Raw genomic sequence first — 17,488 nt, 5'->3', positions numbered from 1 at the left:
AGGACTAATAATTGTCGTTATCGAAGAAGCCTCCCACAGCTCGTACCCTAGGTGTTCGCCCGAGGTGGCTATAGGCTAGGTCTGTGGCTTCACGACCTCGTGGTGTACGCTTGAGGAAACCTTCCTTGATGAGATAAGGCTCGTACACTTCCTCTACTGTACCTGGGTCTTCACCTAGTGCCGTAGCTATTGTGGTTAAGCCCACAGGACCTCCAGCGAACTTGTCAATAATCACTCCCAGCAGTTTGTTGTCGATGTAGTCGAGACCATGTCGGTCGATGTTCAGAGCCTCTAGGGCAAAGCATGCAATCGCCTTATCGATGCGTCCATTCCCTTTTACCTGAGCGAAGTCTCGCACCCTCCGCAGCAGGGCATTGGCGATACGTGGTGTGCCTCGGCTACGAGAGGCTATCTCGACCGCTGCTGAGGTCTCACAAGGCACCTGCAAGATGCTTGCTGAGCGATGGATGATACCTGCCAAGGTCTCTATATCATAGTACTCGAGATGAAGGTTGATGCCAAACCGTGCACGTAGCGGAGCTGTTAGGAGACCGCTTCGTGTCGTAGCACCGATTAGTGTGAATGGGTTGAGGTCAATCTGTATGGAGCGAGCTGAGGGACCTTTGTCCAGCATGATGTCGATACGATAGTCCTCCATGGCTGAATAAAGGTATTCCTCCACGATGGGACTAAGCCGATGAATCTCATCAATAAAAAGGACATCATTTGGCTCAAGTGAGGTGAGTAGGCCTGCTAGATCTCCTGGCTTATCGAGTACAGGCCCCGAGGTAATCTTGATCCCTACACCTAGCTCACCCGCTACGATATGTGAGAGGGTTGTCTTCCCCAGACCTGGAGGGCCATAGAGTAGTACATGATCGAGGGCATCCTGACGCATCTTCGCCGCCTCTACGAAGATTTTCAGATTACCTACGGCCTTATCTTGCCCTGCAAAGCTACCGAAGGAGATGGGGCGAAGGGCTCGGTCAATCTCTTGCTCCTCCTGCGTATAGGTTGCTTCGCTACGTATGTCAAATGTTTCTTCCATCTATTTACTATTGAGGTAAAGAGGAGCTTGAGTGGCGATCCAAGAATTCAAAGAGGGCTCGGTAGGCCATTGCGTAGGCCTCTGGGTCAGCAGATAGGAAGAGATCATGCTGCCCTTTGGGTATCTTTTGACCTTGTACGTTAGGGCCTAGCTTTTCCCCATAATGCCACATATCGGCGACGTCTAGTACGAGATCCACTTGGTTGTATTCGGGCCTCCATGTCTTCTCGGGGCGAATACTCTTGTCCGAGGATAGCAGTAGGATGGGGAGCTGCAGATCTAGCCCTTTCTGGAGACGCTTGTGGGCGTTGCGTATAGCTTTGAGCCAAGAGAGACGGATGGGATGTCCATGGTCTTTCTTCCAGTTGGTATTGTACGTCCAGCGCCCGTGATACTTACTGAGTAGTGTCTGGGCATACATGTCGGGTGTCTCCGATATCCCAGAGATGACTTTGTTCGGCATAAGTGAAGCCGTGGTGGTCAGCAAGGGAAGTACAAACCGCTCCTGTGCTGGAGAGAAGTTGAAGTCTAGGAAGGGACTATTTAGGACAAGCGCACGTACGCCATCTCGGTTCTTCGTGTCGTGCAGGAAGAGGGGTGTAATCAGTCCACCTGTGGAGTGGGCAAGTAAGAATAACTCTGTGTGTCCCTCTGCACGCATGATCCTAAGAGCTTCGCTCAGCTCCTCTTGGTACTCAGTGATATCTCTTAGCTCAAAAGCATCCTGATGAGGGAGTATAGAGCGTCCATACTTCCTGAGGTCAAGGGCATAGAAGGAATAGCCATGTCGTACGATGCTATCACCAAGAGCCTTTTGGAAGAAGTAATCATTGTAGCCATGCACGTAGAGTACAGCTCGCTTGGTACTCTGTGGGGTGAGGTGACGCACGAGTGTGGCTACGACATTACCCGAATAGTCAGGTTTCATCACGAGCGTTCGTTGCTCATAGCCAGGTAGGCTATCGGCTCTCCACTGAGCGGTGATCGTACCAGTCAGTAGCGTGAAGGTGAGGCATATCGTGATGCCACGTAGGATATGTCTTAGGCTAAGTTTCATTGCTTTGTCTTTGTAGCGTAGGGGAAAGAGTCACCAGCTATCTCTGTGCGCTTTACCCACCATACAAAGATAACCCAATTTAGGCTAAGATAAGGAGAGATAGCTCCCTTGGGTAGCCTTGCCTGCCCATACCTCAGAAGGTGAGGCTGCGCAGTATCATTCGTCCATGGATTACGTCAAGCGTATTTGTCAAAGCAAAACCAAGGAGTCCTGAAAAGTTCGTTTAGAGGGAAAGAAAATACGCCTTCTTCGAGTGGTTTGTATCCTCCTGTTAGTTAGTTGTTTATGGGATTTCTGAAGAAGGTGAAAACGAGTTACCATAAGTCGTTACAGCGAGTTGTGGTAACTCGTTTATAAGAGTTATGGTAACTCATCAAGACGAGTTATGGTAAGTCGTTAAAGCGAGTTATGGTAACTCGCTAATGAGCCCCTCTGTGCTGGTTGGTTGATTGGTTGAGTGCAGAGAGGTGGAAGGAGCTGTGAGGTCAGCGTATCCCTTGCTGGCGATAGCTGGGGGCGAGCGCAGAGGTGAGGCGAAGAAGGAGGTCAAAGAAGACCATCTTGCTGTTTACGTTCTGTGCGATGTGCCGACGTGCTAGATCGAGTTCGCTCTCTACCACTCGGACGTTTTGTCCCGTGATACAGCTCCGTAAATAGCTCGCTATACTGGTCTCTTTGCTCGTTAAGTAGTTCAGTTTCGGTAGGTCAAGGTTGAAGAGATAGAACTCTCGGAACATACGTGCAAGATAAGTGATGAGTGCTAGTTGCTCATCTCGGCTGGTCGTAGCTAACTCTTCAGCTAGGAGCTTCATCTCGGTTGGCTGAGCATTTACCGTGGCACGTAGGATACGTTGTAGGTAACGCTCTTGGCTAAGGTGCTCTTCGCTTCGCCCTAGGTAGCTATCAAGAGCTACCCGATAGTTCCCTTCGCTCAGATGGGCAGCTAGTGTCGCCTCTACACCGTCCGTCCCTTGGGGTATGTGGTGAAGTGCTTCCTCAATAACTTGTGGGGCAAGTGGCTGAAGGCGTAGGGTCTGCATCCTACTCCTCAGCGTACCCAGCACAGCCTCTTCCTCCATCGTTACCATGAGGATGATGGTACGAGCAGGTGGCTCCTCTACGAGCTTGAGGAGCTTATTGCCTAGAGCCTCCTGCATCTTCTCTGGTAACCAAATGAGCACGATGCGATAACCTGTACCTGCCATCTGATAGCTTAGACTCTGCTGGAGTGCTTCGCCCTCTCGGGCAAAGATCGAGGCTTTTTTCCCGTCTCCACCAAGGAGGGAGAGCCACTCGTCATAGCGAACGTAGGGCCCTTGTGCCAAGAATGATCGCCATTCAGGGAGGGTGTCTTCGGCTAGGTTCTTGCCAGAGGCATTCACGATAGGGAATAGGTGGAATAGGTCTTGCTCTGCGAAGGTGTCGTAGCGCTTGCACGAAGGGCAGTGTCCACAGGCATCGGTCTCTCCTCGCTGTGTGCAGTTGAGATAACGGGCATAGGCATAGGCAAGCCCTAGAGCTCCCTCTCCGTCTCGCCCGACGAAGAGCTGTGCGTGGTGTATAATCCCCATCTGCACTGACGAGATGAGCTCTGCCTTGAGGGCCTCATGTCCGATGATGTCGTGGAAGTACATGCGATACCTTGTTATGTCGTGGAGGACTGATTACTCTGGTGAAGGTGTCGCTCTACGGCGTTGATGAAGCCATCAATGTAGAGCTTGCCATGCTCGGTGATCATACTCTCGGGGTGGAACTGTACGCCATAGATGGGGAGCGTCTTGTGACGGAGAGCCATCAGCTCGTACCGGGTGTGATCAGCTGCATGTGTGTGGGCTGTGGGTAGCAACTCCTCTGGGAGGCTATCTTCATCTACTACCCAACTATGGTAACGCCCCACGATACTTCGCTCTGGGAGCTGACCCACAACAGGGTCTTGTGTATCTATGTGGGTTAACTCTGCTGCATGCCCGTGCAGAGGGTGAGGGAGCTGTCGTAGCTTAGCCCCAAAGCTGAGGGCAAGAGCTTGATGCCCGAGACATATACCCAGCATAGGATACTGCCCGATACCAGCTTGGATGAGCTTCATCATTCGGGGAAACTCGTGGGGGAGACCTGGACCAGGAGAGAGCAGTAGAGCATCATGGCAGAGCATTTCATCTCCTTTTAGTTCGTCCTCAGAGATGAGGGTATAGCTCACTCGTGGGTGCTCACGGAGGAGCTGAACAACATTGAAGACGAAGGAGTCATGATTGTCTACTACGAGTAAGCGTATCATGTGCGTAAGAGGTAGGACAGATTGCTTCTAGAGCTTATGTCTGGAGGCAGAAGCAAGCGACCTAGCGAATCGTAAGTCGACAGACAAGGGTCTCTGTTGGGAATATAGCTCGGATGAGGTAGACACCTGAGGGGAGGGTGAGCTTGACCTCTCGGCTGTTTCGTGCTGTGATTACCTTACGCCCTGTGATGTCCATGATGTCAAGCTGGGTCACAGGTGATGGCATACGTAGTTGGTCAGCTGTGAGCCAGATTGTTGTGCTGGTGGTTAGCACTTCGTCTTGTCGCTTCAGTACATTTCCTTCGCTCCCTGCCTTGTAATAAATCCCACCTACAACAGAGCCTCCAGAGATGAGGTAGCTCCCTCCGTTGATGAGCGTTACGGTACCATGGTCTGGGGCAACGAAGTGACGCATCGAGAGACGTGTGTTGGCGACACGGCTACTGAATGAGGGTAGAGGACAGACACTATCGCCTTGGATAATCTTACGAAAGCCAAGAGGAAGGCGACCCTCTTGTGCTAGGCTGAGACTAGAGAGTGCAAAGACTGTCAGGAGTGAGATGAGTAGGAGATAGGGGAGACGATGCCGCATATAGGGAACGAGACCAGGGGTCTGCTGAGTGTGAGGAGTGATGAGGGGTGACTTTCTTCTTTAGAGAGGAGAGGAATGAAGGGTTTAATGAAGTCTACTATTCTGCTGATAGGAGTTCGCGGAGCTCGTCTGCCGTGATGTCTACGATGATCTCACCACGATAGGCTAGGGAGATTGTACCACGCTCCTCGCTGACGATGATGACCTTTGCATCGGTCTTCTGTGATAGCCCTAGGGCGGAGCGGTGCCGTAGACCTAGGTCCTTATTCAAGTCAGGGTTGCTTGCGACGGGTAGGATACATCCTGCTGCACATATCTTCTCCCCTGCGATGATCATTGCCCCGTCATGTAGGGGACTATTCTTAAAGAAAATAGCTTCGATGAGACGGGCATTCACTGAGGCGAGGAACCGCTCTCCTGCATGCTGATATGGGGTAAGATCCATGTTCCCCTGTACAGCAATGAGTGCTCCAGTCTTCTTGCGCGCCATGTTCATACATGCCAAGACTACGGGGGCTACATAGGCTGCCTCTACCCGAGCTTGCTCCCCTCGGTCACGGAAGAGGCCTCTTATCTTCCTCCATCGCTGTGCTGAGCCAATCGTGACGAGTATCTTCCGTACTTCGTCCTGGAAGATAATGACGAGTAGGAGGAAGCCTATGTTCACAAACTTGTCCAGCAACGCACCCATCAGGCGCATCTGTAGCACTTGTGAAATCAGGAGCCAGAGGATAATGAATGTCACGATCCCCATGAAGAGGGAACGGCTACCCGAGTAACGGAGCGTGACGTAGGTATAGTACAGACATACGGCTAGTAGTAGTATGTCGATGATGTCCTTAATCGATATTTGAAGCCACCAGAGCATTTTTGTTGTCTTTGCTGAGTTTAATTGGCGGGATCCTGCCTATGATAGGTATAGTGTATGGCTTCGTCCCTACGCTGATAGGGTTGCATAGCCTCGTATAGCTTGATTGCCTCCATGGCTGGGGCTACGTCGTGTACCCTCAGGATTTTGGCACCACGCTCTAGGGCAAAGGCATTCAGTGCTGTTGTGCCATTGAGGGCGTCAGAGGGTGATGAGTCGAGGAGGCGATAGATCATGCTCTTGCGTGACACCCCTACGAGAAGGGGCTCTGATAGGGTAGCATGAATCTCGCCGAGACGCTCTAGTAGCTCGTAGTTCTGCTCCAAGGTCTTGCTGAAGCCAAAGCCAGGGTCTAGGATGATGTCATGTACACCGAGCTCTCGGAGTTGACCTATACGCTGGATGAAGTAGTCAAGCACCTCAAGGGTGACATCCTTGTAGTCAGTCATCTCACCCATCGTCTTTGGGTTGCCCCTCATGTGCATGAGTATATAGGCTACCTGGAGGTCTGCTATGGTGCGGTACATATCCTCGTCCAAGCCTCCTCCAGAGATGTCATTGATGATTGTAGCACCATACTCCTCTACAGCGAAGCGGGCAACCTCAGCACGGAAGGTATCAACGGATACGGGGAGCTCGGGGTATTCATCCCGCAGGAGGCGAAGGATGGGGGTGAGGCGTCTTCTCTCCTCCTCGCTGCTGACCTCCTCTGCTCCAGGTCGTGAGCTGTATGCCCCGACATCGGCAATCGCTGCTCCCTCTCGTACGAGCTCTTCGACACGAGTCCTTAGAGCCTCCTCCCCCGATACACGGCTGTCGGGATAGAAAGAGTCTGGGGTGACGTTGATGATCCCCATGACGACTGGGTGCTCCAGAGAGAGGAGCTTGCCTGAGAGGTTTAGTGTCAGTCGCTGATTGTATGGCATGATAATCCTAGGGGTAGAGTACTGCATCCATTGGGATATCCCAAGAGGCATGTGGAAGGGTAATATCTCGCTGTAATCCGAAGCTAACGCCTATACGCTTGGCTTTAGTTCGAGCAAGGTATCTGTCATAGTATCCCTTACCACGACCGAGGCGATAGCCCTCACAATCGTAGGCTAGGGCTGGTACTACGATGAGGTCAAGTACCTGAGGGGAGATAGGCTCTGTCCCTTGTGGCTCATAGAGTCCAAAGCTCCCTGTTTGCTTGAGATGCTCCCAAGAGATGAAGGGAAAGAACTCCATAGCCTCAGCCCCGAGTACACGAGGAAGGTAAAGAGACTTCTCTGTTGTGGACTCCTCCAGGAGTGGACGGAGGTTGGGCTCGTCAGGTAGTGCAGCATAGAGCCCAATATGCTGGGCGGAGAGCCAGAGAGGATGACGGCAGAGTTGCTCCATGATGGAGGTACTCCACCGCTCTCGATCTAGGTCGGTGATGGTCGTACGCCCTAGGGTACGTAGCCTCTGGCGTAGTTCATGTTTTATCTTCCTTACCTGCTCTTGGTGGGCTTCCATTCGTTTGTTGTCAAGCACTGTAGGGCTCGCTGCACCTCGGGGTCACGCTCATTACGGATGCGGTAGTAGAGGTTACGTTCACCTCCGAGCATATCCGCAACGAGGGCTACGAGGTCACGCTTTAGGATTGATAAGGACTCCTGTAGCATGCCTGGACGTTGAGGTACACCTTGCCCTTGGGCATAGGAGGCATAGCTGTAGACGAGCTGATCCCCTATGCTCCAGAGGTAGTCGGAGAGAGCCTTGGGAGAGGCAAAGCCTGTGAGGCGACTACGGTTCATGTCTGCATAGCTAAAGGCGAACCGTTGGATTGTACCCGAGCGGAGTAAGCGAAGGTAATAGCTGTTTATCCCTGTACTGTCTCGAGGAACGAATATATCAGGGGTGATACCACCACCGCCATAGACTACGCGCCCCATACGGGTGTAGTACTTGGTCGTATCGGGCTGGGAGATGCTGTCGGCGGAGAATAGCTCTCCATGGAGGTAACGATCCTCGATGTCCTCGATGTAGGCTTCAAGCCCTTTGGCGTAGCTCTTTTGTATACTTCTGCCTGATGGGGTATAGTAGCGTGCTACGGTCAGACGCACTACGGAGCTGTCAGGTAGATCAAAGGGTACCTGTACAAGTCCCTTACCGAAGGTACGACGACCTACGATGAGTGCACGATCAAGGTCTTGGATAGCTCCTGCGAAGATCTCGCTTGCACTAGCACTATTCTCATTAACTAGCACGGTGATGGGGAGCTTGCGTAACCTGCCATCACGAGGGCTCTTGAAGTCTTCACGAGGGTAATGTGCTCCTTGGTTGTAGACGAGTAGATCACCTGCACCGAGGAACTCGCTGACGAGTGATGTTGCAGCTTGTAGGTAGCCCCCTCCATTATCTCTTAGGTCAATGAGGACACGCTCTACACCCTGGGAGGCATGCTCCGCATAGGCTTGCTGGAACTCTAGTGGGGTCTGTGCTCCCCACTTGTTGAGACGCACATAGAGTACGTGTGGCTGTATCATGTAGGCGGCATCAATCGTAGCCACGGGGACGAGTCCACGCACGACTGAGCTCTCAAAGGTTTTCTTGCCTCGTTGGATGAGTAGACGTACGACTGTATCCTCAGGGCCTTTAAGCGCCTTCATCACATCGTCTGAAGAGATAGAGTCTCGGACCAGGGAAGTGGTGTCGGCACGGAGTATGCGGTCTCCTGGCTGAAGCCCCGCACGCTCGCTAGGCCCTCCCTCTATGACCCGTACGACGACGACTGTATCGAGTAGGGTGTTGAACTGTACACCGATCCCAGCGAATGATCCCTCTAGTCCCTCGGTCTCCTGCCTATTTAGCTCAGCGTTGAGGTAGACAGAGTGTGGGTCGAGCTGTGATAAGACGTAGGGGATGGATTGCTCCTCTAGACTATCCAGATTGACCGAATCAACGTAGAAGCGATCAATGAGGGAGAAGATCTGTTCGAGCTTCCCTGAACTTCCTCTGCGCCTCCCTATGCCGAAGTACACGGAGGTGAAGACCCCTAGGAGGAAGATGATACAGAAGACTGCGATGTAGGTCAGGGTACGGAGGAAACGCCCCTTGCGGTGGTTGGTACCGCTCGTGGGAGAGGGTGTTGTAGGATGAGTAGAGTTTGATTGCATAGACTATGTTTCGTGGGTAGGGGATGGAGGGAGAGGGTTATTCGCCCTCCTCTAGTGGGATATAGTCCACGGTGATGCCTGCACGGCGTAGGAGTTCGATGCCCTCTGCGAGGCGGTACTCAAGGCTGTAGACGACACGGACGATGTGGCTCTGGATAATGAGCTTAGCACACTCAATGCATGGGGCATCGGTCACGTAGACAGTTGCCCCAGAGCTGTTATTGGTGCTGCTGGCGAGCTTGGTGATAGCGTTGGCCTCGGCGTGCAGGACATAGCGCTTGGTCAGCCCATCCTCGTCTTCGCAGACGTTCTCAAAGCCTACGGGTGTGCCATTATATCCATCAGAGATGATGCTCTTGTCTTTGACGATGAGGGCACCTACCTTCCTACGCTCGCAATAGGAGTTCTCAGCCCAGATGCGAGCCATGCGGAGATACCGCTTGTCGAGTGCTCGTTGTTTCTCCTCAATAGTCGTCATTCTTTTGCTTGATTGTACTACATTAGACATCGCTACACAGAGACAAAGATAAGGCTTTGTCACTATACGTGGGTTACCTTAGGAGGAATGTTTATCCTATAGGGGAGCTAAGTGTAGATCTCGCTGTCATGCGGGTATTCCCCTTGTGTTTAGATGCTTGTAGGGATTGGGAGGAAACCCATGCAAGGATGTCCCCTAAGACCCATGCAAGGGTCTCTGGCTAAACCCATGCAAGGGTTTCTCTTGGACCTCACTCGTGGGTTTGCAGAGGAGTGTACTCGTGGGTTTGGAGGTAAGGTGATGAGCTATGCGAAGGCACGAGCCACGTGGGGCTAGCGACTATGTGTATGATTCTTTGTACCTTCGGAGGATAATCACTTTCCATTACAATACATCACAAATAGATGATAACGACAGACCAGCTCAATGCCCTGCTGGAGCGCAAGTGTGCGCTGAGGAGGTATCTTTGACGTCGATGCACGACGGCTACAACTAGAGGAGGAAGAGCTCCGTACTGCTGACCCCTCCCTCTGGGAAGATCGGGAGCAGGCAGAGAAGCAGATGCGTAAGGTCAAGGACCTACGTAAGTGGCTTAATTTCTATGACGAGATTGATCGACTGACAGAGGAGGTCTCTCTCGCTGTGGACTATTACAAGGAAGAGATTATCACCGAGGCAGAGGTTGATGCAGCTTATCAGCTCGCTATTGATCTCTTTGAAGAGGTGGAGCTGAAGAACATGCTCCGCTCGGAGGAGGATAACCTAGGGGCTGTGCTGAAGATCAATGCTGGTGCAGGGGGGACAGAGAGCCAAGATTGGGCTTCGATGCTTGCACGGATGTACGCCCGATGGTGCGATAAAAAGGGCTACAAGACCACTGTCACGAACTGGCAAGACGGTGATGAGGCTGGTATCAAAACCATGACCATGCAGGTCGAGGGAGAGCAGGCCTATGGCTTCCTCAAGAGTGAGACGGGGGTGCATCGCCTCGTACGTATATCACCCTACAATGCTCAGGGGAAGCGGATGACGAGCTTTGCATCGGTTTTCGTTGTCCCCCTCGTAGATGACACGATCGAGGTCGAGGTGAACCCTGCCCTGATGAGTTGGGATACCTTCCGATCCAGCGGTGCTGGGGGCCAGAATGTAAACAAGGTGGAGACGGGGGTACGTCTTCGCTACCGATATACCGATCCTGATAGTGGTGTGGAGGAAGAGATCATCATCGAGAACACCGAGACTCGGTCACAGACCGACAACCGAGAGAACGCTCTCCGTCTACTCCGATCCCAGCTCTATGACAAGGAGCTAGAGCGTAGGCGTAAGGCGCAGGTTGCCGTAGAGGCAGGTAAGAAGAAGATCGAGTGGGGAGCGCAGATACGTAGCTACGTCTTCGACGATAGGCGCGTTAAGGATCACCGCACAGGCTATCAGACCTCGGATGTTACAGCCGTCATGGATGGCGATCTGGATGGTTTCATCAAAGCCTACTTGATGGAGCATGCTAAGGGAGAGGTATAGACTGTTAGTGCACAGAGGAGAGCTAGTTAGCTCTCCGATTGCAGACTCTGTAGCCCTCGAGCTGAAAGAATAATCGCATCCCAACCACTATGCACAGACACTCATAGGACAAACCGAAATGAGCACAAAGAAAGAAACAAGAGCTAGGACGTTCACCATCCCTGAGCCGACGTTGCGTCGCCTGCCTTGGTACCTATCCTTCGTACAGCTCCTCAGGAACGAGGGGCACGAATACGTATCCTCTACCCGTATCGCTCAGGGGGTAGGCGTGGACTCGGCTCTCGTGGCCAAGGATCTATCCTACGTACAGCTACAGGGGCGGACACGTGTGGGCTATGAGACCGAGGCACTTATAGACTACTTAGAGGAGTTCTTGGGCTTTAGGACACAGCACCGTGCATTCCTCATCGGGGTGGGTAGCCTTGGATCGGGATTGCTAGCTGATAAGGGCTTACGTCAGTTTGGGCTAGAGGTACTAGCTGGATTTGATGTAGCAGAGGAGGTCATAGGCACAGAGGTCGCAGGCATCCCCGTATATCATATTGATGAGCTAGCCTCTCGTATACGATCGGAGCAAGTACAGATAGCTGTGCTCACCGTACCCGTACTACAAGCTCAGCTGATGACCGATAGGCTCGTGAGGGCAGGCATCCGTGCGCTCTGGAACTTTACCCCTTTCCGTATCCAAACCCCTGCAAATGTGGTCGTGCAGAATACCTCTATGTATGCACACCTTGCGCTCATGTTTACTCGTATGAAGGCAGCGCAGGAGGGCTCTGGGCTCTACCATGATGAGCCATGAAGATTATCGGTGTAGGATATAACTATCGTCCACATAGGGAGGAGGCCTCTGAGCGTGGCTTCCTCTCGGGGCATGAGGGAGATGAGCCTATTTTCTTCCATAAGGGGGATGCTCTACTTCGCCCTAATACCCCATTCTTCCTTCCCGATATGGGCTCTACTATTGAGTACGAGGCTGAGCTAGTAGTTCAGATTAGTAGGGTGGGCAAGCAGATTGCCGAGCGGTTCGCCCATCGCTACTACAACGATATTACCTTGGGTATAGACTTCACGGCCCGAGATATACAGCGTAGGGCTATTGCACAGGGGCATCCATGGCTTATGGCGAAGGTCTTTGATGGCTCTGCGGTCGTGGGCTCTTGGCTCTCAAAGGAGGAGCTATCTTACCCTGAGCAGCCGATCCCCTTTCGGCTGGATGTGGATGGTGTGACGAGACAGCAGAGCAATTCCTCCGAGATGATCCACAGCATCGATAAACTCATTGCCTCAGTGAGTCGCTATCAGACACTCCGTATGGGTGATTTAATCTTCACGGGGACACCGAGTGGGGTAGGGCCGATTCAGATAGGTCAGTTCCTAGAGGGATATATCGGGGAGCGTAGAGTGCTCCAGCTGTCCATTAAGTAGCTAGCTCTAATAGACCTCCAAGGAAAGGGTATAAATGATAATGACCAAGGCGGTAGATACACGAGGTGTCTACCGCCTTGGTCGTTATCGGTTTGCTCTGTTTAGCTTACTGTCTGATAGGCATCAGCTAGAGGCGGCATGTGATGCCTGCCGAGAGCCAGAACCCCGGTTGTATGACGCTGGCAAAGTCATAGTAGCGAGTGTCCGTGATGTTATTTGCCTGTATGCCGACACGCACCCGTTCACTGAAGAGGTAATCTAACTTCCCATCAAGCGTAGCGAAAGGTGAGGTTTGACTGACACGGTCTTGGTACCGGAAGTCCCAGCTACCTTCCAGTCGACTACCAATGCTATAGGTAAGACGAGCGGTGAGCTTGTGCCTAAGGTAATTCAGTGAATATAGTGAGATGAGCTTCTCTGAGCTATGCTCCTGATGGATGTAGAGGTAGTCTAGCTGGAGCTTGCTCTGTGACCCAAGGACGGGAAGGTAAGCACCATAGCAGAAGGTTACCCCAGCCTCGATGCCGTAGTTATCTATCTTGGAGTGATTCCAAGAGGACCACTTATCTGTGGGATTGTGCTTCACCCAGTCGATCAGATTCTTCCCTGCGGTCTTAAACCCAGCCAAGTGAGCCTGGAGGATAGGAGTATGATAGCGTGCAGAGATTTCATAGGACTGCGAATACTCAGGCTGTAGCTGTCCGCTGGCGTTATGTGTCTCTGTGGTGTACCAGAGATCAACAAAGGTCGGGGTGCGCATGGACTTACTCCACCCCGCAGAGAAGCTCCAAGCCTCGGTAGGATGATAGGTGAGGCTAATGGAGGGAAGGAGCTTATAGACGTCCTTCAGTAGGCTGGTATGGTTGAGCATCGCACCAGCGGAGAGTGTGAAGTCTGATACGTGTAGCGTGTGCTCCAGGCTAAGGCTAAGATTCGTACGGCTATCCCAGCGTGTGTAATGTCCCTCTGGCCTTGAGCGTAGATAGCCAAGCTTGCTACTGACTACATCCTCACGGCGTACATCCCCTGCGAGTGTAGTCATCCCTAGAGCAGAGAGGTAGCTAGCGGCGAGGTTTACACCATAGTTATCCGTGCGATGATAGTTTCTGCCTATATCTGATCCCTTGGTGAGATCAAACTGGTCAAAGGCACGATCCCAATAGAGTGCAGGTATGAGGCGAAGGGTCTTTGAGCCTACCTCACCACGGATAGAGGCGAGGTAGCGACGGGTATATTCGTACTGGAGAGGGAACTTGGCTGTGTAGAACTTATTTGCTCCGAACTGCTTCTCGTTGTAGCCTGCTTGCAGGTCAATCTTATTCACCTCACCCAGCTCGAGGCGTGTCTGCCACAGAGCATTGTTAATCTGGTAATCGGTGTTGTCCGTATATCCTGCACTGGAGCGGCTGCTTGCTGAGATGGAGTTGATGGTATTGCCCAAGCGGCTTGATCCACGTAGCTCTACACCGCGTAGGCGATGCATACCTGCTGTGATGGAGGCATAGAGTCGGTCGTGTGTGTCGTGGCGAGTGATGATGTTTATCCCCCCAGAGAAGGCTCCGATGCCATAGATAAGCGCAGATGGACCTCGAAGGATCTCAATACGCTCTATGTCCGAAAGATTGATGGGGATGTCGAAGCTAAGGTGTCCTGCCTGGGAGCTATTCAGGTTAATGCCGTTCAGTAGGACCATGGTTTGGTCTTGTGAGCCACCACGGATAGAGATGTCTGCTTGCACTCCGTGGCCTCCTCGCTGTGCTACGTCTACGCCTGCTACATAGACGAGTAGGTCTTGTAGGGAGCGTATCGGCGCAGAGGCAATGTCCTTTGCCGAGATAACGGTAATGAGCTTGGCTGCTTGATTGAGTGGAGTGGCGAGCTTAGAGGCTGTGACAGTCACTTGCTCGAGCTCATGTTCCTTCTCTGGCTCCGTTGTCTGTGGGTCGTTGCTTACGACATTTTGTGCGCTAGCTGTACTTGCATAAGCACAGAAGAGCGCAAGGCTAGACAGTGTGCCGATTGTCACCACTCGGTGCAGCGTGTTGAAAGCAGCATAGCTCTTCCGTGTCATTCGTCGGAAGCGAAGCGTAGCTGCTTGTTGCAATTGAGATTGCGTCATTAGAAAATAAATTAAGGGATTAAACAAACACCTTCTTCCCATCTCTCTGTCTGATTAGCCAAAGAGCGGAGAAGGTGAAGAGTCCATTGAAAAGAAGTATTTCATAGCCTACTTTGTAGCCGAGGGTTAGCTCCAGCATATAGGCTAGCAGATAGCTCACTAGGGGAGACGCTAGGGCTATATAGGGGGTAAGACGATCATGAATCGGATACTTGGTGATAAGCCCAAAAGCAAAGAAACCGAGTAGTGGCCCGTAGGTATAAGACACTGCGGTATAGATTGTCTTCAGAAGAGAGGTCTGCTGCAAGCTCCCTATGATAAGTACCATCAGAGCAAAGGCGATACAAATACCTAGGTGTATCCAGTGCCGTAGATCTTTCTCACTCTTGCCTCCCTTCATATCCATCCCTAAGAGATCTGTGCATACAGAGGTTGTAAGGCTAGTGAGGGCAGAGTCTGCATTGGAGAATGAGGCTGCTGTAATACCTAATGTGAAGCAAATGAGTACCCAGGAGCCAAGGTGGCTAGAGGCAAGGTAAGGGAGGATACTATCCGTCTTCTCAGGTAGGGCGATACCTTTTGCTCCTGCATAGTAAACGAGCAGGATACCGAGGGTGAGAAAAAGGAAGTTCAAGGGGATAAATCCAAATCCATAGCTAAGCATGTTTCTCCTTGCCTCTCGTAGGTTTCGACAGGTGAGGTTCTTCTGCATCATGTTTTGATCCAGCCCCGTCATAACGATTACGATGAAGGCTCCACTGATGAGCTGTTTCCAGAAGTTGAGTGGGCTACCCCAATCGTCAAAGACGAAGATCCGATTATGCTCAGAGTGTCTGACTACATCAATCATGCCTGAGAAACCTAATCCAAGCTGAGAGGAGAGCTGGTAGATGATGAGTACAAGTGTGGTAATGAGGCATAGCGTCTGTAGGACATCCGTCCAGATGATTGTTCCCATCCCACCTCGCTGGGTGTAGAGCCAGATAATCCCAACGACCCCCACAACCGTTAATGAGTAGGGTACTCCTAGGGGAGCAAAGACAAGCTCTTGTAGGATAAGCGTAATCACATAAAGCTTAGCTGCAGCACCGAAGAGCTTTGAGACAAGGAAGAAGACCGCCCCAGTACGATAGGTATACAGCCCAAATCGTTTCTCAAGGTATGTGTATATGGAGACGAGGCGTAGTCGATAGTATAAGGGGAGTAGTACATAGGCTACGACGATATAGCCGAGGAAAAAGCCAAAGACAAGTTGCATATAGCTCATACCCGAGTGAACTACGTCACCAGGTACAGAGACGAATGTAACTCCTGAAATCGAATCGCCAAGCATCCCGATTGCTACAACCCACCACGGTGTAGCACGATGAGCGAGGAAGAACGTCGCGTTGTCATCCGTTCGCTTCGTCATCTGGCTGATGATGAAAATAAAGATTATGTAGGCTAAGAAGGTGAGGAGTACCCCTAGGGTGCTTGGCATGATTCTGTTATATCTGGTACAACAAGAGTGTAAATAGCTTAAGGTTAGCTTTCTGTCTTGCTGATGCTCGGGATGGAACGTTTCACGAGCATGCTGAGCCTGTCGTAGATAGGAGAGCCGATATATTGCCACAAAGCGATACGTAGCTTATCAATCAGGATACTCCCGAAGAAGACAGCGACAAGAAATAGGAGTAGATAGATGAGGAAAAGTATCATCGGGTAGAAACTTAGCACCCATACAGTACTTATATACCAATTAATTAATCCCTCATTGCAGTGAATGAGATAGACAGCAAGCGTTGAGGAGGCAATCCAATTGATGGCCTTACTCTGTATCCTAATCCGAGAGAATAGCAACACCAGACATACAGCCCCTGCTATGTTAATCGGGGAGGAATAGGCTAGTAGCAACCCTGCTACCATACCCTTGTTTGCTAGGTCAGCGGGGATACTCGGCACAAAGAGATGCAGAGCTGTAAGCAAATACAAGGCGAGGGCATTCACAAAGCTAAGTATGAGGAAGAGTTTTAGGTAGAAAGACCCTTGATACCGCTTAAAATCCTCTGCATAACGATTCAGATACCTTCCAATCAAGTACAATAAAACAAACGATAGCACAGAGTATCCATTTTGTACTTGTAGATGATTTACTCCCCAGCCGAATATGGCTTCAAGTGCCACCCCCAATAAAATGAGGCGTGCAAGTGATTTCTTTGGGACTTGTTCGGCGTAGGTATTCAATGCTGGAGAGACGAGCATCAACCCGACATAAATAGGGATAAACCAACCTCCCGTAGGAGCAAGAGGGGAGAAACTTAATAATAGCCGCTTGATTGAAATTGGCTCGTCTAGAGCGAGGACTAAAACTAGGTAGATGCCAAGGATATAGAATCCTGATTGAAAGAGTAGGCTCATGAGACTTTTTCCTCGCAGGCGTATCCCAAAGTACCCTGAGATCAGCACAAATGTATTGACGGCAACAATTGTTATTGCCTCCAGCCATATCCTTAAGAAAGAAGAGATGGGGCTTACGCTTACCTCTGAAGAGGTCGGAAAGTGAAATGCTAGCCAGTTAGCATGTAGGAGTAAGACGAAGAACATCGCTACAATACGTAGTAACTCAAAGTTCGACTGTCGAGCGGTCTTTAGTGGGGTACTTTGCTCCATATATATATATTTAATGTTGGGTGTTGCGGCTACTCCGCACCAAGTGTGAAGGCGTACATATACCTCGTCTTTGATAGGAAAACGTAGAATAACTGTTGATGCCTATTTAAATATTGCCCCAAAAGTACTGAATTTTTCACCAGGGAGTAGGTCTATTTTCATTCGTGACAAATAGCTCTATGTGGGATTTATCTGAAAGTGCATAGATTCCATTCAAAAAGTCTAGTACTTCTTTTGAGAAAGTATAATGTTTCTTTCAGAAAAGTATAATGTTTTTTTGAGTGTGCAGGGCGTTAGTCAGAAGGGGCGGTAG

General features: G+C 51.1%; 16 protein-coding genes. 3 read left to right on the top strand and 13 right to left on the bottom strand.

Annotation, left to right across the window (positions count from 1 at the left end):
• Nucleotides 1–4: 4 nt before the first annotated feature.
• The 10 genes from ruvB to HMPREF0636_RS02285 all read right to left on the bottom strand — a co-directional run bounded on the left by ruvB (nt 5) and on the right by HMPREF0636_RS02285 (nt 9,458).
• A complete protein-coding gene (gene ruvB / locus HMPREF0636_RS02330; RefSeq protein WP_044168232.1) occupies nt 5–1,048 on the bottom strand; it encodes a Holliday junction branch migration DNA helicase RuvB in 1,044 nt (347 codons plus the stop codon).
• Nucleotides 1,049–1,055: 7 nt separating this feature from the next.
• Entirely contained in the window at nt 1,056–2,105 is a 1,050-nt protein-coding gene (locus tag HMPREF0636_RS02325; RefSeq protein ID WP_052328707.1) for an alpha/beta hydrolase, read from the bottom strand.
• A gap of 485 nt (nt 2,106–2,590) precedes the next feature.
• Complete coding sequence (locus HMPREF0636_RS02320; protein WP_044168231.1) at nt 2,591–3,739, bottom strand: DNA polymerase III subunit; 1,149 nt, start codon at nt 3,737–3,739, stop codon at nt 2,591–2,593.
• A gap of 11 nt (nt 3,740–3,750) precedes the next feature.
• Nucleotides 3,751–4,380, bottom strand: coding sequence for an anthranilate synthase component II (locus tag HMPREF0636_RS02315; protein WP_044168230.1), 630 nt, complete (start codon nt 4,378–4,380; stop codon nt 3,751–3,753).
• Nucleotides 4,381–4,441: 61 nt separating this feature from the next.
• Nucleotides 4,442–4,972: a T9SS type A sorting domain-containing protein gene (locus HMPREF0636_RS02310; RefSeq protein WP_044168229.1), complete on the bottom strand. Its 531-nt coding sequence runs from the start codon at nt 4,970–4,972 to the stop codon at nt 4,442–4,444.
• 97 nt (nt 4,973–5,069) lie between these two features.
• Nucleotides 5,070–5,840: a diadenylate cyclase CdaA gene (gene cdaA / locus HMPREF0636_RS02305; protein ID WP_005467256.1), complete on the bottom strand. Its 771-nt coding sequence runs from the start codon at nt 5,838–5,840 to the stop codon at nt 5,070–5,072.
• A gap of 20 nt (nt 5,841–5,860) precedes the next feature.
• Nucleotides 5,861–6,766 carry a dihydropteroate synthase gene (gene folP, locus HMPREF0636_RS02300; RefSeq protein WP_044168286.1) on the bottom strand — a complete coding sequence of 302 codons (906 nt, stop codon included), beginning with the start codon at nt 6,764–6,766 and terminating at the stop codon, nt 5,861–5,863.
• 7 nt (nt 6,767–6,773) lie between these two features.
• A complete protein-coding gene (locus tag HMPREF0636_RS02295; RefSeq protein WP_044168228.1) occupies nt 6,774–7,337 on the bottom strand; it encodes a 5-formyltetrahydrofolate cyclo-ligase in 564 nt (187 codons plus the stop codon).
• Nucleotides 7,313–8,980, bottom strand: a complete 1,668-nt coding sequence (locus HMPREF0636_RS02290; RefSeq protein ID WP_052328706.1) for a S41 family peptidase — start codon at nt 8,978–8,980, stop codon at nt 7,313–7,315. Before HMPREF0636_RS02290 ends, HMPREF0636_RS02295 begins: the two co-directional genes overlap by 25 nt.
• A gap of 37 nt (nt 8,981–9,017) precedes the next feature.
• A complete protein-coding gene (locus tag HMPREF0636_RS02285; protein WP_005467261.1) occupies nt 9,018–9,458 on the bottom strand; it encodes a deoxycytidylate deaminase in 441 nt (146 codons plus the stop codon).
• 404 nt (nt 9,459–9,862) lie between these two features.
• Between HMPREF0636_RS02285 and prfB the strand changes: the two genes are divergently transcribed.
• From prfB to HMPREF0636_RS02265, 3 genes are all read left to right on the top strand, one after another.
• Nucleotides 9,863–10,979, top strand: a protein-coding gene (gene prfB, locus HMPREF0636_RS02275; RefSeq protein WP_155807271.1) for a peptide chain release factor 2 whose coding sequence is annotated in 2 segments (ribosomal slippage) — nt 9,863–9,925 and nt 9,927–10,979 — 1,116 coding nt in all. Because the reading frame shifts where the segments join, the coding sequence is not laid out codon by codon here.
• 118 nt (nt 10,980–11,097) lie between these two features.
• A complete protein-coding gene (locus tag HMPREF0636_RS02270) occupies nt 11,098–11,781 on the top strand; it encodes a redox-sensing transcriptional repressor Rex (RefSeq protein WP_044168225.1) in 684 nt (227 codons plus the stop codon).
• On the top strand, nt 11,778–12,407 hold the full coding sequence (locus tag HMPREF0636_RS02265; protein WP_044168224.1) for a fumarylacetoacetate hydrolase family protein: 630 nt from the start codon (nt 11,778–11,780) through the stop codon (nt 12,405–12,407). Before HMPREF0636_RS02270 ends, HMPREF0636_RS02265 begins: the two co-directional genes overlap by 4 nt.
• Nucleotides 12,408–12,534: 127 nt before the next feature.
• Here HMPREF0636_RS02265 and HMPREF0636_RS02260 read toward each other — a convergent pair whose 3' ends face one another.
• The 3 genes from HMPREF0636_RS02260 to HMPREF0636_RS02250 are packed head-to-tail and all read right to left on the bottom strand — an operon-like array spanning nt 12,535 to nt 17,175.
• Entirely contained in the window at nt 12,535–14,526 is a 1,992-nt protein-coding gene (locus HMPREF0636_RS02260; protein ID WP_044168223.1) for a TonB-dependent receptor, read from the bottom strand.
• 19 nt (nt 14,527–14,545) lie between these two features.
• The gene (locus tag HMPREF0636_RS02255; protein WP_044168221.1) at nt 14,546–16,006 is read right to left on the bottom strand and encodes a sodium:solute symporter; all 1,461 of its coding nucleotides are present in this window, start codon (nt 16,004–16,006) and stop codon (nt 14,546–14,548) included.
• A 44-nt stretch (nt 16,007–16,050) separates the two neighbouring features.
• Entirely contained in the window at nt 16,051–17,175 is a 1,125-nt protein-coding gene (locus tag HMPREF0636_RS02250) for an acyltransferase family protein (protein ID WP_044168220.1), read from the bottom strand.
• Between the last annotated feature and the right edge of the window lie 313 nt (nt 17,176–17,488).

Origin of the sequence: Porphyromonas catoniae ATCC 51270 (assembly GCF_000565015.1) — a bacterium.
Classification (GTDB): Bacteria; Bacteroidota; Bacteroidia; order Bacteroidales; family Porphyromonadaceae; genus Porphyromonas; species Porphyromonas catoniae.
Note: the sequence above shows the minus strand (reverse complement) of the source record. Positions and strands in the feature narration are given on the sequence as shown.

What these genes read in the sequence shown, in the direction of transcription:
- HMPREF0636_RS02325 (WP_052328707.1), bottom strand. Translation starts at nt 2,105, where the DNA reads ATGAAACTTAGCCTAAGACATATCCTACGTGGCATCACGATATGCCTC.
- HMPREF0636_RS02270 (WP_044168225.1), top strand. Translation starts at nt 11,098, where the DNA reads ATGAGCACAAAGAAAGAAACAAGAGCTAGGACGTTCACCATCCCTGAG.
- HMPREF0636_RS02290 (WP_052328706.1), bottom strand. Translation starts at nt 8,980, where the DNA reads ATGCAATCAAACTCTACTCATCCTACAACACCCTCTCCCACGAGCGGT.
- HMPREF0636_RS02255 (WP_044168221.1), bottom strand. Translation starts at nt 16,006, where the DNA reads ATGCCAAGCACCCTAGGGGTACTCCTCACCTTCTTAGCCTACATAATC.
- HMPREF0636_RS02285 (WP_005467261.1), bottom strand. Translation starts at nt 9,458, where the DNA reads ATGACGACTATTGAGGAGAAACAACGAGCACTCGACAAGCGGTATCTC.
- HMPREF0636_RS02320 (WP_044168231.1), bottom strand. Translation starts at nt 3,739, where the DNA reads ATGTACTTCCACGACATCATCGGACATGAGGCCCTCAAGGCAGAGCTC.
- HMPREF0636_RS02315 (WP_044168230.1), bottom strand. Translation starts at nt 4,380, where the DNA reads ATGATACGCTTACTCGTAGTAGACAATCATGACTCCTTCGTCTTCAAT.
- folP (WP_044168286.1), bottom strand. Translation starts at nt 6,766, where the DNA reads ATGCCATACAATCAGCGACTGACACTAAACCTCTCAGGCAAGCTCCTC.
- HMPREF0636_RS02260 (WP_044168223.1), bottom strand. Translation starts at nt 14,526, where the DNA reads ATGACGCAATCTCAATTGCAACAAGCAGCTACGCTTCGCTTCCGACGA.
- ruvB (WP_044168232.1), bottom strand. Translation starts at nt 1,048, where the DNA reads ATGGAAGAAACATTTGACATACGTAGCGAAGCAACCTATACGCAGGAG.
- cdaA (WP_005467256.1), bottom strand. Translation starts at nt 5,840, where the DNA reads ATGCTCTGGTGGCTTCAAATATCGATTAAGGACATCATCGACATACTA.
- HMPREF0636_RS02310 (WP_044168229.1), bottom strand. Translation starts at nt 4,972, where the DNA reads ATGCGGCATCGTCTCCCCTATCTCCTACTCATCTCACTCCTGACAGTC.
- HMPREF0636_RS02265 (WP_044168224.1), top strand. Translation starts at nt 11,778, where the DNA reads ATGAAGATTATCGGTGTAGGATATAACTATCGTCCACATAGGGAGGAG.
- HMPREF0636_RS02295 (WP_044168228.1), bottom strand. Translation starts at nt 7,337, where the DNA reads ATGGAAGCCCACCAAGAGCAGGTAAGGAAGATAAAACATGAACTACGC.
- HMPREF0636_RS02250 (WP_044168220.1), bottom strand. Translation starts at nt 17,175, where the DNA reads ATGGAGCAAAGTACCCCACTAAAGACCGCTCGACAGTCGAACTTTGAG.